Below are 13337 nucleotides of genomic sequence, written 5' to 3' on the forward strand. Positions count from 1 at the left end.
GGTCGGGAGTTGGTTGTTATTGGTCGCTATTGTGGTTCTTGTATGAAACACAATCCTATCCCTGTGGTGGCTCCGGCCAGCTACCACTCGGCATTGGGGCCACTTGTCGGCCGAGTCAAATACCAGCAGGATTTTGCCCCGCTGCCGGCATTGGTTCGGGCCTTGTCTTGCAGAGTAAGGACGTTGGCGACCGCCGGACTTATCTGTTGGCCCCAGGTCTTGGTGCCTGTTCCTTTGCATCCGGCGAGGTTGCAACAGCGGGGCTTTAATCAGGCCTGGGTGATTGCATCTATGTTGAGTCAAGAGTTGGCGTTGCCGTTGGTGGACTCTTTGCTGCTGCGGGTAGCAGATACCGCACCCCAGGCCGGTCTAAGTGGCAAGGCTCGCAGGCGTAATCTGGCCAAGGCGTTTGCCGTGAGCGGAGAGTTACAGTGGCAACGATTGGTGTTGGTGGATGATGTGGTGACGACAGGCACCACTATCCGGGAAGCTGCCAGGGCTCTGGCTCCCTGGTCACCGGACATACAGGTGTGGTGCCTGGCCAGAGCAGAAGCGCCCGGATTGAGTCATAGCTCCTGAGCGGCTAAAGGTGGTAAGTATGTGTCAGCTAAATATCAAGATTCGACTTGAAATTGTGGAAGATAAAATCGAGATCCCGACAACAAAAAACTCAGCTCTATCGCTTTCGGGACTACAAAGCGCATGACAGTCGGAGTATGATATCGCTAATTCTTACTAATTTACTCAGGTTTACCCTGACGGAGCAGGTTGTCATGATTACCATTTCCGAAGCAGCTCAGGCGCACTTTGTTAAACTCCTGGATGGTCAGCCGGAAGGCACTCATATTCGGGTCTTTGTTATCAGCCCTGGGACTCCTCAGGCCGAATGTGGCGTTTCATATTGCCCACCGGATGCGGTTGAAGCCGACGATATCGAGTTGGAATTCAATGGCTTTAAGGCCATGGTCGATGAAAAGAGCGCCCCTTTCCTGGAAGAAGCCAGTATTGACCTGGTAGCCGATCAGTTGGGCTCACAACTGACTCTGAAAGCGCCCAACGCCAAGATGCGTAAAGTGTCTGATGATGCTTCACTGACCGAGCGCTTGGAGTATATGATCCAGGCCGAGATTAATCCCCAGCTGGCCAGCCACGGCGGTCACATCATGTTGGTGGAGATCACGGACGACGGCGTGGCGGTACTGCAGTTTGGCGGTGGTTGTAACGGTTGCTCCATGGTCGATGTGACCCTGAAAGACGGTATTGAGACTCAGCTGTTGGAGCGTTTCCCCGGTGAATTAACCGGTGTTCGTGATGTAACTGATCACCAACATGGCGACCATTCTTACCAGTAATTCTGGTATTTGGCTGCCAAAGAAAAGGACAGTATTGAACTGTCCTTTTTTATTGCCATCAGGCCTGGATAAAGTGGTGTTGGCGCCAGAGAAAGTGCAGCCCGAGACTCAGGCTACGCGCCAGCATAAAGGCACTCATCGCAACCCATAGAGCATGGTTACCCAGAGGTTGCAGTATGAACCAGACCGGGAAAAATACTGCCAAGCTGGCGAAAATCATGCTGTTACGCATCACTTTACCCTTGGTGGCACCAATATAGACACCGTCAAATAGATAGGAAGCAAATGCCAGCAGCGGCAGGACGATAAGCCATGGCAGGTAGAGCACGGCGGTGTGGCGAACCTCGGGAATATTGGTCAGCATGCCGATGAGCTGCTCACCGAAAATCCAGAAACAGCCGCTGAAGCCCAGGGCTATGATGGCCGACCAGCTAAACGCCAAGGCGACCGCTTGCCTGAGTGCATCCAAGTGTTTTTGTCCCATAGCTCGGCCCACTTCGGCCTCTGCATAGTAGGCAATACCGTCCAAAGCGTAAGAAATCAGCAGCAACATATTCAATAACACGGCATTGGCTGCGACAGTTTCATCGCCGAGCCCGGCTCCCTTGAAGGTCATAAAGGCGAAGGTGGCCTGCAAACACAAGCTGCGGATAAAGATATCCAGATTCAGGCTCAAGAGGCGACTAAAGTCGCGGGGATGTAACTGCCCGAGTAGCTCAGCAATAGGCGGCACATTGAACTGTTTTAACTGGCGCAACACCATAGTACAGGCTACGGCACAGGCTGTCATATCGGCGATGACGGATGCCAGGGCCGCGCCTTCCACGCCCCAACCCAAACCTATAACAAACAGCAGATCCAGAGCTATATTGGCGCAGTTGGCGATGATCAACTGCCACATGGCGGCCTTGGGTTGTTGACGGCCCAGCAGCCAGCCAAGTAGAGACAGGTTCAGCAGTGCAAACGGGGCCGACCAGATACGAATGGAAAAGTAGCTGGCAGCGTAGTGGCTGACTTGCTCACTGGCATCGGAGAAACTGGCGGCCAGGCTGAGTATCGGCCCTTGCAACAGCAGAGCCATCAAGCCGAGGAAAAGTGCCAGCGAGCCGGCTTGCAACAACAGCTGCAGTTGCCGTGGTTTGTCATCGGCGCCATAGGCTTGGGCAACCAGGCCCGTGGTAGCCATACGCAGAAACCCCAGCAACCAGAACAGCAGTGTTATAATGGTCGAACCAACGGCGACGCCCCCGAGATAATAGGCGTCACTCAAGTGCCCTATGACAGCCGTATCCACCAGACCCAGTAGCGGCACTGTGATGTTGGACAGTATCATTGGAAGCGCCAGTGCAAACAGCTGGCGGTTTTTTTGCCTGTCGAACAGGCCAATGCTGGTGGTCATAATTTCTCAGAGGTTAATGATGTTGAAAAAGCTGTGCTTTTTGCTCTGCAGTTGTCTTGGGCTGATAAGTTCGCCCACCCTGGCGGCAGTCATTCTACAGTATCACCATGTTTCTGACAGCTCGCCGGCCAGTACCAGTGTGACTCCGGCCCAGTTTCGGGAACAGATGCAGTATCTGGCTGATCATGATTTCAACGTGGTGCCGCTGACCCAAGTGATAGAGGCGATTCGTCAGTCCCAAGCGCTGGCACCGAGAACGGTTGCCATCACCTTCGATGACGGTTACCTCAGTATTGCCGAGGCGGCGCACCCAATACTGAAAGAGTTTGGTTTTCCTTACACACTGTTTGTGGCAATAGAACCGATAGAAAAGGGTTATCGTGAGATGATGGGCTGGGAGCAGCTCAGAACACTGGCGGCAGAAGGCGCCGAGATTGCCAATCACAGTTGGGGGCATGAGCATCTGATCCGCCGCTATGCCACCGAAACCGAGGAGCAGTGGCTGGCGAGAATCGAAGCCAATCTACTGGCGACCGAGGCCCAAATTGCCAAAGAAACCGGCGACAATCTGAAGATAATCGCCTATCCCTACGGCGAATATAACAGCCAGTTGGAGGCCTTGTTGCAGCGACTGGGATTTGTTGGCTTGGGGCAGCAGTCCGGTGCGGCAGGCCTTCACTCTGCTTTGACCTCTTTGCCGCGATTCCCCGTGGCCGGCGCCTATGCCGATATGAATGCTCTCAAGGTGAAACTGCATAGCCTGAATATGCCGGTGCAGGCCATCTCCCCCAGTAACCCTGAGTTACCCATGGGCCAGTGGCGGCCTGAACTTGAGGTGACTCTGGACATGAGCGATATCAATCAGTCGCAGCTCATGTGTTATGTGCAGGGGCAGGGCGCCAAGAAACCTCAATGGTTGTCGGCGAATCGTTTCCGAATTCAGGCTGAACTGGACTTGCCGCCGGGGCGATCCAGATACAACTGTACTGCTCCCAGTAAACGTCACGGTAGCTATTATTGGTTTTCCCAGGCATGGGTTAGGCCAAAGGATGACGGCAGCTGGGTCAAGGAGTAGTCAGTAATTGCAACAACCTGGCCGGGATATTCGCCAGTGGCAACTGCTCGTTGCAGGCATTGAGTGCCACTGCCGAGCCCGGCATACCCCATACCACGGAACTGGCCTCATCCTGGGCTATGGTGTGTGCTCCCGCTTGACACATTTTCAGCAGGCCGGCCGCACCGTCTTTACCCATGCCCGTGAGAATCACCCCTATCGCCGACTTAGCGGCAATCTCGGCAATGCTGTTGAACAGCACGTCCACCGAGGGTTTGTGGCGGTTGACGGTTTCTGTGTCCAGCAGTCTGGTGTAGATATGTGCACCGCGACGTTCAACAACCAAGTGCGCATGGCCCGGTGCCAGATAGGCAACGCCCTGAGTCAATTTTTCCCCGCCCTGAGCCTCTATCACTTCCATTCTGGCGTGTTGGTTGAGGCGGCGGGCAAATGAAGCGCTGAAGGTCGCGGGAATATGCTGGGCTATGACTATGGGGGGGGTATTTTCCGGCAGCGGCGCCACTACCCGTTGAATGGCTTCAGTACCGCCGGTGGAAGCGCCTATGGCTATGATGCGGTGCTTGAGTTTGGCATCGCTGCTGAGCGGCGCCGAGCTGCCATATTGCGGGGTGACATGACTGGCGGCGGCCAGATGCACCTTATCGATCAGCTCTTGCTGATAGTCCAGTAGCCTGTTGGTCAAGTCCTGTTTCGGTTTGGCGATAAAGTCGACCGCCCCGAGGGACAAGGCCTCTAAGGTCACATCGGCGCCGCGCTCGGTTAAGGACGACACCATCACCACAGGCATGGGTCTTAGACGCATCAAGTTACGTAGAAAGGCCAGGCCATCCATCTTGGGCATTTCCACATCCAGGGTCAACACATCCGGCTGCAGTACTTTAATCATCTCTCTGGCTTTATAGGGGTCTTCGGCGCAGCCGACGACCATAATGTCTTTGGCCTGGCTGAGCATATGACTCAGCAACTGGCGCACTAGTGCCGAGTCGTCGATAACCAGTACTCTTACCATGATCAATATGACTCCTTACTTCCTGATGCGTGGGACTGTCGCGGCAGAATTGAGTTCTGATGCCGCAGGCGATAGGTGGTCTGGGCGACGGTTTCAAACTCACGGGAGATATTGGTCAGGCTTTCCGAGTGGCCGATAAACAACACGCCATCATCGGCCAGGAGTTTTCTGAAACCGGCCACTATCTTCTGCTTGGTACTCTGATCGAAATAAATCAGCACATTACGGCAGAAAATAGCATCGAACGGGCCCTGCATTGGCCAGGGTTCCAGTAAGTTGAGTTGTTTGAAGAAGATCAGTTTTTTTATCTGGCTGCTAATGCTGAACTCTTCCGCTCTGCTCTGCAGATAATGGTGCTGCCGCTTGGGGATGGCCTCCAGCCCTGTCAGGGGATAAACTCCGGCTTCGGCTCTGGCCAACACATTGGTATCGAGATCGGTTGCCAATATTTTCAGATCCCAGCCCGAGGCGGCGGGAAAGTGCTCTGCCAAGGTCATGGCTATGCTGTAGGGCTCTTCACCGCTGGAACAGGCCGCCGACCAAACTCTCAGCCTGCGCTGTTTGCGTTGCTGCCAATAGGGCACCAGCTCGGTTTCCAGAAAATTGAAGTGGTGCCGCTCCCGGAAAAAAGCGGTCAGATTGGTGGTCAGCGCGTTGATAAAGGGCGCCAGTTCCAGAGGGTCTCTTTGTAGCTTGAGACAATAATCGCCGAAATTGGTCAGCCGCAGTAGTCGCAGTCGGCGGCTGAGCCTGGAATACACCATATGACGCTTGCGCTCGGGTAACACTATCCCTGTATGTTGATAGGCCAGCTCGCGGATAATACCAAAGTCCGCTGCTGTCATCGGGAATGCCTTCTCTTCATCGAAGCTCAATCAGTGTCTCCTAGAACTCGCTCCACTCTTCTGAACTGACACGGATCTTGGGAGACTTATCCCCGGCGATCAGGGTCAGGGGCTTATGGGCGCCCTTTTCCAGATTAGCGGTATTGAAGAAGCCCAATTGACACTTCATGCTCCTGGCCTGTTCGGCCATGGCATCACCGGCTGCCGAGACCTGCTCCACCAGGGCGGCATTTTGCTGGGTCATTTCATCCATCTGCGACACAGCCTTATTGACCTCCTGGATCCCAACTGATTGCTGCTCGGCGGCTATGCTGATCTGGTTGATCATGTCGGCAACTTTAGAGACGGCTTGCACTATCTCCTGCAGGGTTTCACCGGATTGATTGACCAACTGGGTGCCATCCGTAACTTTGTTGACGCTGTCGCGGATAAGTTCTTTGATCTCTTTGGCAGCACCGGCGCTGCGCTGTGCTAGGTTACGTACCTCTCCGGCCACAACTGCAAAACCACGGCCCTGTTCTCCGGCTCTGGCTGCCTCGACCGCAGCATTCAGCGCCAGCAGGTTGGTTTGGAAGGCGATTTCATCTATCACGCTGATGATGTCGGCAATGCGCTTGCTCGAGGTGTTGATCTCCTCCATGGCACTAACGGCCTGTTTGACTACCTTGCCACCTTCGCCAGCCTTCTCGCTGGCCTGCTGGGCTAAGTTGTTGGCTAGATTGGCATTTTCGGCGCTTTGTTTCACAGTGGCCGTCATCTGCTCCATGCTGGAGGCGGTTTGTTCCAGGGAGGCGGCCTGCTCTTCGGTACGCTGGCTAAGGTCGGCGTTGCCCTGAGCTATCTCTTCGGCTCCAGAGGTGACGGTATTGGCCGAGTCATTGATACCCCCAATCACTTCGGTCAACTTGCTGATGGTGGCGTTGGCATCTTGCTGCAGCTTGGCAAACTGACCCCGATATTCGCCGTCGAGTTTACGATCCAGTTGCCCCTTGGCCAGGCCATCGAAGATATCGGCGACTTTGGAAATGACATTGTCGGCGATGCCGACCAAGCGGTTAAGGCCGTTGGAAAGATTAAGGAAGAAGCCTTCCTTGTTATGAATATCCAGGCGGCGGCTCAGATCACCGTCGTTGGCCGCCGTGATAATGGCATCAATCTCCTGCTCTATGGCTACCTCATCGGTACGATCGGCCCATTCAACCACAGTGCCAATTCGTCCCTGTTCCGCGTCCAGTATCGGGTTGGCAATGATTCTGAAGGTACGGCCACCGACTTGCAGCTGGCTGTCGTAGGTCTCGGTTAATCCGGCGAGAATATTGCGCTGGTGACTGGGGACCTTGTGGAAACCATCGATATTTTGTCCCAGCAGTTTGTCGGCATTGAACTTGGGCAGATCGCGAAGAATATCTTTCTCGGCTGCTTGAAACATCTGCTGCACAGCCTGGTTGAGGTAGATGATATTGCCGTCGTTATCCGCCACCATGGTATTTGAACTGACATTATCCAATGCCTGACGAATGCGAGCATTTTCGGCCGCCAGCTGTTTTTCCTGCTGCTCTCTGGCCAGGCTGGCGGTGATATCCTGCCACTCCACAACTGTGCCGGTACGCTTGCCTTGTTCAAATACCGGGGTGGCAATCAGGTTGAATGTCAGCCCGGCCACCTTGATGCGGGTGTTATAGCTGTCGGTGAGCTGGTCCAGCAATTGTCGCTGATGCTCAGGATGGCGATGGAAGATATCGATATTGCTGCCAATCAGCTTGCTCATGTTGAAGGTCTGCAACTCCTGTTGCAGCTTTTGCTCATTGCCGGCCAGCATTTCATTTAGTGAGTCGTTCAGGTAGATGATCTTGTAGTCGCTATCGGCGACCATCACATTGGCCTGGCAGACATTGAGGGCCTGCTTGATGCGGGTGTTCTCTGTAGCGCTTTGCTGCTCCAATTGTTGTTTGCTAAGGGCTTCGGTGAGATCTTGCCATTCGACCACAGTGGCAATACGTTGCTTGTTTTCGTCGAATACCGGCGAAGCTATCAGGCTGAAGGTACGACGACCTACCTTGATTTGAGTCGAGTAGACCTGCTCCAAGCCGGCGATCAATTTCCTTTGATGCTCAGGGTTGCGGTGGAAAACATCCATATTGGCACCCTGCAGCTTGTCGGCCTGGAATTTGGGCAACACCTCTTGAATGTCGGCCTCGGCGTCCTGCATGGTTTGTTGCAGCGAGTGGTTGAAGTAGAGAATGTCACCGGCAGGATTGGCCACCATCACATTGGCCTGGCAGATATCCAGAGCCTTGAGAATGGCTTGCTGCTGTCGTTGGCTCTGACGCCAACGGCTGAGCTCGTCCAGCAGTGGCTTCCAGCCCGGAAGATCAAGCTCGGCAAACTGCTGCGTGCCGTCTTTCAGCAACCGCTGCAGTTGGTTGATGGCGCTATCCAGGGTGCCTTTGTGCTTGAGTGAGTGCAATAGCCCAAGCAGTATGCAAACCAGGGTGACGCCCTGCAGAATAATAATGATATTGGGATCCTGGCCTAGCAGCATGAGCGCCATCACGGCGATGCCCGTGATTAAGCCAAGCAGATTCCAGGGATTACTGTTGATTATGTTGGCATTGGCGGCATCCATTCTTCTTTCCTCGATGTCTTAAAGGTTGGTAGCCTGAGGCTGTTCCAAGTCCAGTTGCTGCAGCAAACTGGAAAGTTGTGATGCATCCGGCAGCACTTCATTACCGAGTAACATATTGATATTCAATAGTATGACCATCTTATCGGCCACACAGGTGAGCCCATGGATGAAACGCATGTCCGTGTCCTGGCCAAAATCGGGCGCACTGCGGATCTCGCTCTGGGTGATACTGAAAACATCGGAAACGGCATCCACCACTATGCCCATCACCTTGTGCTGTTTATCCAGGCGCACCTTCAGCACTATCACTACTGTGGTTGGGCCATATGCCAGGGTCTTGATACCGAATCTTTGGCGCAGATCTATGATGGGGACTATGGTGCCGCGCAGATTGATCACCCCTTTGACATGGGGCGGTGCATTGGGAATCACCGTGGTTGCTTCCCAGCCACGGATCTCCTGCACCGAGAGAATATCGACACCATATTCCTCATCGGCCATCATAAAGGTGAGGTATTGCTGTGAATGATCTTCCGCAGCTGCCGATGTTGCAGGGTTGGATTCTGTCATTGCGCTTCCCTTCTAGGCTGCATGTTCCTGAGTTTGATTGAGGCCAGACATGGCTACGAGTCCGGGAATATCCACTATCAGTGCCACCCGGCCGTCACCGAGAATGGTGGCGCCGGACACCCCGGGCACTTTGGCGTAGTTGTCTTCCAGACTCTTGATCACCACTTGTTGCTGCGCCAGTAACTCATCGACCAGCAGGCCGACTTTTTGGTTGTTGTTGTCCACCACCATCACCAGCCCCTCTTTGACCTCTTTGGCCTGAGCCTGGTGATTGAACTGCTGATAAACGCGGATGACCGGCAGGTACTCGTCTCGCAGGCGGATCACTTCGTGTTCTTCAGACAGCTTGTTGACCTTACTGCTTTCCACTTGCAACGACTCATAGATGGAGACCAGCGGCACCACATAAGTATGCTCGCCGACCCTCACCAACTGGCCGTCGAGAATGGCCAGGGTCAAAGGCAAGCGAATGGTAAAACGGCTACCCTTGCCGGGCGTCGAGGCCAGCTCTACACTGCCGCTGAGTGCTTGAATGTTGCGTCTGACCACATCCATACCCACGCCCCGGCCAGAGAGGTCGGAGACGCTGTCGGCGGTAGAAAAGCCGGGTTTAAAGATGAGTTGCTGAATCGCCTCTGTGCTGAGTTCCTCTTCAGCGCCGACCAAGCCTTTATCTCTGGCCTTGGCGAGAATTCTGCCGGTATCCAATCCGGCGCCGTCATCGGTTATTTCTATGACGATATTGCCGCCTTGATGGAAGGCGTTGAGGGTGATCCTGCCGGTTTCCGGTTTACCCTTGGCACTGCGCACGGCAGGGGATTCAATGCCGTGATCCAAAGAGTTACGTACCAGATGCACCATGGGGTCGACAATTTTCTCCATCACAGTCTTGTCCAGCTCTGTCTCCTCACCTTTGAGGATCAGCTCAACCTTCTTGCCCAGCTGCTGACCTATATCGCGTACCAAGCGGGGAAAACGGTTGAAGGCGAAGCTGATAGGCAGCATGCGGATCTGCATCACGCTTTCCTGCAGATCCCGAGTGTGATTGGCCAATTGCTCCAACCCCTGTTGCAGTGACAGCAGAGCGTTATCGTCAATGCGTTCCTGTTGGCCTATCTGCCCCAGCATAGCCTGGGTGATCACCAGCTCACCCACCATATTGATCAGCATGTCTATCTTGTCGGTGCTGACCCGGATAGAACTGGTTTCCGCCGTTTTGGCAACAGCCTTGCCGGACTCCACTTTGGCTGTGGTGGCTGCGACCTGTGTTTCTTGGGAGGCTGGGGCAGAAGTCGAGATAGGGGCTTGTTCCTGCGGTGAGACACCTTCGACAAGCTGTGTCTTGGCGGGCAACTGCTGATAATGGATTTCACAGTCGTCCTCGACCCACTCAAACACCTCTTTTATCCGCTCAAGTGGCGCCTCTGTGTTGAGTTGCAGTTGCCAATACAGACGGCAGGATTCGGGGTCCAGGTCTTCAAACTCTGGCAGTTCCTGCGCTGGCAGGCTGACTTTTAGCTCACCCAGCTCGGCGAGTTCGTTGAACATCAAAATGGGGTCGTTGCCGCATCTGAGAATGTCGGCGCCGGCATGGAAATCTATCTGCCAGCTGAGCCCAATATCTTTGGTTTCAGACTCTTTGGTTTCAGAATCTTTGGTTTCTGATGCTTTGGTTGCTGACTTTTCACTGTTTTGGCTGGCGTTATCCGGCGCATCTTCGACCCCGGCAACTTCGGACAGCTCCTGATTGAAGCGGTTTTCCAGCTCTTGTTGCTGGGGCGATTCAAAGCTTTGACCTGCCATCAAGGCCTGCAGCATGTTGCGCAGCAGATCCACCGACAAGAGCAACATATCCTGATGATTGGCGGTCATTTCCCGGCGGCCATCACGGATTTCATCCAACAGGGTTTCCAGCAAGTGGGTGAATCCGGCGACCTGGTTGAAACCAAAAGTGGCGCTGCCTCCCTTAATCGAATGGGCGGCACGAAAAATGGTATTTATGGTTTCCGGATCCGGTTGCTGCACGTTCAGTTTCAGCAGCTCAGATTCCATGACCTCCAGGCCTTCGAGGCTTTCTTCAAAGAACACCTGGGTGAATTGGCTCAGATCTATGTCCATATATCCGCTCCTTGCCGGAGGCTAACCCAATACTTTGCGAACCGTGGCCAACAGCTGATCCGGGTTGAAGGGTTTGACTATCCAACCGGTGGCTCCGGCGGCTCGTCCCTGTTGCTTCTTGTCTGTGGTCGACTCTGTGGTCAGCATCAACATGGGCACAAACTTGTAGTTGGGCAGCTCGCGCAAGTTACGTATCAGCTCGATACCATCCATAATTGGCATGTTGACGTCCGATATCACCAGGTCAAACTCTCTGCCTTGGGCTACTTTCAACGCTTCCTCGCCATTGTTGGCTTCGGTCACGTCGAAACCTGCTGTCTTGAGAGTAAAGCTCACCATTTGCCGCATGGAGGCTGAATCATCAACTGCGAGGATTGTCTTCATTGAGCGTTTCCTTTTCAAAATCCGAATCGAGTGTCGGGATCCTGATCCCCAGGCGCGTCAGTTGAGCGATAAAGGTGGGTTGAGCCTGTTGCCATGACAGTTTCAACCCTCGCTTGTCGCAACTCAGAGCAAACAGGTACAGCAACTGGGCGCCGGCAGTATCCACCTTGTGCAACTCACCGGCATCCAGGATCAATTCATCGACCCGATGCAAGAGCTCCAATAGTTTTTGGTAGAGTGGCTGAATATTGCGAATGCTGATCTCTGAACCCAGTGCCAGTGTGTCGATGGACATAGTGCTTCCCTGTTTTCCCAACACACAAAAGATAGTCGGCAAATTTCACTTCTGCCTCTTTTCAAAAGAAAAAATGGTATATGAATGACTAGGCTCTTTAGGGGGTTAGTGAGGCCCTTGATACTGAGTAACCAGAGTGCGAAAGTCGGCCAGCAGTTCATCGTTGCGGATTTGCGGCAGTTGTCCGGGTGTCTGTGAACTGGGCTTGATGGTGGCGTAGCGGCGGCCGTCGGGCGAGATCAGGATCAAAGAGGCGCTGTGATCCACTTGGTAGTCAGGGCCATCGCCGACCAGTGAATACACCAGGCCCAGATCGCGGCTGAAGGGCAGTAATGCCGGGTGCTCGGCTCGCAAACCTATGAACTCGGGATTAAAGAAGGCCAGGTAATCCTTGAGTTTGCTTTGGCTGTCACGCTCAGGGTCGACACTGAGCAGTATCACCTGTATTGGTGCCACTTGTGCCAGTTTCGGGTAGACGGCACTGAGTTTGCCAAGGGTGGTGGGACATACGTCCGGGCAGGAGGTGTAACCGGCGAAAATTAGACTCCATTGCTGTTTTAGCTTGTCATTATCGAATTGATGGCCGTTTTGGTCCTGCAACTCAAAAGGTTGCAGTGGTCTTGGGGTTTCATATTGAAAGCTGGTTTGCAATGCCTGCGGCGGCTGAGACGAAGGTCGGTGAAACAGCTGTACACTGGCCAAACCGCCAAGACCTATGAGCAAAATCCCCGCCACCAAGATGCGTTTCTTCATGATTCAACTCCAGAGGTAATGATCCACCAGCAGGGCAATAAACAGCAGCATCAGCTGATAGATAGAGAAACGGAACACGGCCATCGCCAGCCCGGGACGATCGGCAAACTTGAGTTGCCAGGCCTTGTAGATAAACAGGCAACTGAGAATGGTGGAAGCCAGCAGATAGACGGGGCCACTCAAGCCAACCAAAACCGGCAATAAGCAGGCGATGGCCAGCAGAAGGGTGTAGAGCAGAATACAGGTCTTGGTAAATTCCACCCCGTGAGTCACAGGCAGCATGGGGATATCCACCTTGGCGTACTCTTTTTGACGGTGAATGGCCAAGGCCCAGAAATGAGGCGGAGTCCAGGTGAAAATAATGATCACCAACAGCCAGGCGTGGCCGTGAAAGTCATTGGTTACCGCCGTCCAACCCAGCAGTGGCGGCATGGCACCGGCAAGGCCACCTATCACGATATTTTGGGGGGTTGCCCGCTTTAAATAGGCGGTATAGATAAGGGCGTAGCCAATCAGGCTGGCACAGGTCAACCAGGCGGTGAGTGGATTCACCAGCCAATAGAGTAGGGTAAAGCCCGCCACTCCAAGCAAGACGGCAAAGCTCAAGGCCCGGCTCACGCTCACTCGTCCCTTGGGTAAGGGGCGGTTATAAGTGCGGGCCATCAGGCCATCGATGCGTCGATCGATAAGGTGATTCAAGGCGGCCGCCGAGCCCGCCATCATGGCAATTCCCATTAGCCCGGCAAGCAAAGGCTGTAGGGGGACGGCACCGGGCAACGCCAGGCACATGCCCACCAGGACGGTGAGCAGCATCAGCGCTACCACCTTGGGCTTGGTCATTTCCAGGTAATCGCGCCAGGAGATCTCTGTGCGGGTCGCGTCCTGGGCTATGGAGAGTAGTTTGGCCATAA

The 13337-nt window shown here is 54.1% G+C and carries 13 protein-coding genes; 3 read left to right on the forward strand and 10 right to left on the reverse strand.

The features are described from left to right. The first annotated feature begins 42 nt into the window (after positions 1–42). Complete coding sequence (locus tag AYI96_RS11235; protein WP_233962971.1) at positions 43–579, forward strand: ComF family protein; 537 nt, start codon at positions 43–45, stop codon at positions 577–579. A gap of 194 nt (positions 580–773) precedes the next feature. After that, a complete protein-coding gene (gene nfuA / locus AYI96_RS11240; RefSeq protein ID WP_039035317.1) occupies positions 774–1352 on the forward strand; it encodes a Fe-S biogenesis protein NfuA in 579 nt (192 codons plus the stop codon). 58 nt (positions 1353–1410) lie between these two features. Here the strand turns inward: nfuA and AYI96_RS11245 are convergent, their stop codons facing one another. Next, complete coding sequence (locus AYI96_RS11245; protein ID WP_039035318.1) at positions 1411–2751, reverse strand: MATE family efflux transporter; 1341 nt, start codon at positions 2749–2751, stop codon at positions 1411–1413. A gap of 19 nt (positions 2752–2770) precedes the next feature. Here AYI96_RS11245 and AYI96_RS11250 point away from each other — a divergent pair, with 19 nt between their 5' ends. Next, positions 2771–3826 carry a polysaccharide deacetylase family protein gene (locus tag AYI96_RS11250; RefSeq protein ID WP_144361675.1) on the forward strand — a complete coding sequence of 352 codons (1056 nt, stop codon included), beginning with the start codon at positions 2771–2773 and terminating at the stop codon, positions 3824–3826. On the opposite strand, the gene AYI96_RS11255 is transcribed toward AYI96_RS11250, so the two are convergent. The 9 genes from AYI96_RS11255 to cyoE all read right to left on the reverse strand — a co-directional run bounded on the left by AYI96_RS11255 (position 3816) and on the right by cyoE (position 13335). Next, entirely contained in the window at positions 3816–4835 is a 1020-nt protein-coding gene (locus tag AYI96_RS11255) for a chemotaxis response regulator protein-glutamate methylesterase (RefSeq protein ID WP_039035320.1), read from the reverse strand. The genes AYI96_RS11250 and AYI96_RS11255 overlap by 11 nt on opposite strands. A gap of 2 nt (positions 4836–4837) precedes the next feature. Then, positions 4838–5710: a CheR family methyltransferase gene (locus tag AYI96_RS11260; protein ID WP_039035321.1), complete on the reverse strand. Its 873-nt coding sequence runs from the start codon at positions 5708–5710 to the stop codon at positions 4838–4840. A gap of 10 nt (positions 5711–5720) precedes the next feature. Next, complete coding sequence (locus AYI96_RS20670) at positions 5721–8306, reverse strand: methyl-accepting chemotaxis protein (RefSeq protein WP_144361629.1); 2586 nt, start codon at positions 8304–8306, stop codon at positions 5721–5723. Between the two features lie 18 nt (positions 8307–8324). Beyond that, on the reverse strand, positions 8325–8876 hold the full coding sequence (locus AYI96_RS11270) for a chemotaxis protein CheW (protein ID WP_144361630.1): 552 nt from the start codon (positions 8874–8876) through the stop codon (positions 8325–8327). Positions 8877–8888: 12 nt separating this feature from the next. Continuing rightward, the gene (locus AYI96_RS11275; protein ID WP_144361631.1) at positions 8889–10994 is read right to left on the reverse strand and encodes a chemotaxis protein CheA; all 2106 of its coding nucleotides are present in this window, start codon (positions 10992–10994) and stop codon (positions 8889–8891) included. A 21-nt stretch (positions 10995–11015) separates the two neighbouring features. After that, entirely contained in the window at positions 11016–11378 is a 363-nt protein-coding gene (locus AYI96_RS11280; protein ID WP_025010825.1) for a response regulator, read from the reverse strand. Beyond that, positions 11356–11673, reverse strand: a complete 318-nt coding sequence (locus AYI96_RS11285; RefSeq protein ID WP_028780840.1) for an STAS domain-containing protein — start codon at positions 11671–11673, stop codon at positions 11356–11358. The genes AYI96_RS11280 and AYI96_RS11285 overlap by 23 nt, the downstream gene beginning before the upstream one ends. A gap of 105 nt (positions 11674–11778) precedes the next feature. Continuing rightward, positions 11779–12426, reverse strand: a complete 648-nt coding sequence (locus AYI96_RS11290) for an SCO family protein (protein ID WP_039035325.1) — start codon at positions 12424–12426, stop codon at positions 11779–11781. Positions 12427–12429: 3 nt separating this feature from the next. Next, positions 12430–13335, reverse strand: a complete 906-nt coding sequence (cyoE, locus tag AYI96_RS11295) for a heme o synthase (protein WP_039035326.1) — start codon at positions 13333–13335, stop codon at positions 12430–12432. Positions 13336–13337: the final 2 nt, after the last annotated feature.

Origin of the sequence: Shewanella sp. MSW (genome assembly GCF_007636515.1) — a bacterium.
GTDB classification, from domain to species: Bacteria; Pseudomonadota; Gammaproteobacteria; order Enterobacterales; family Shewanellaceae; genus Shewanella; species Shewanella indica.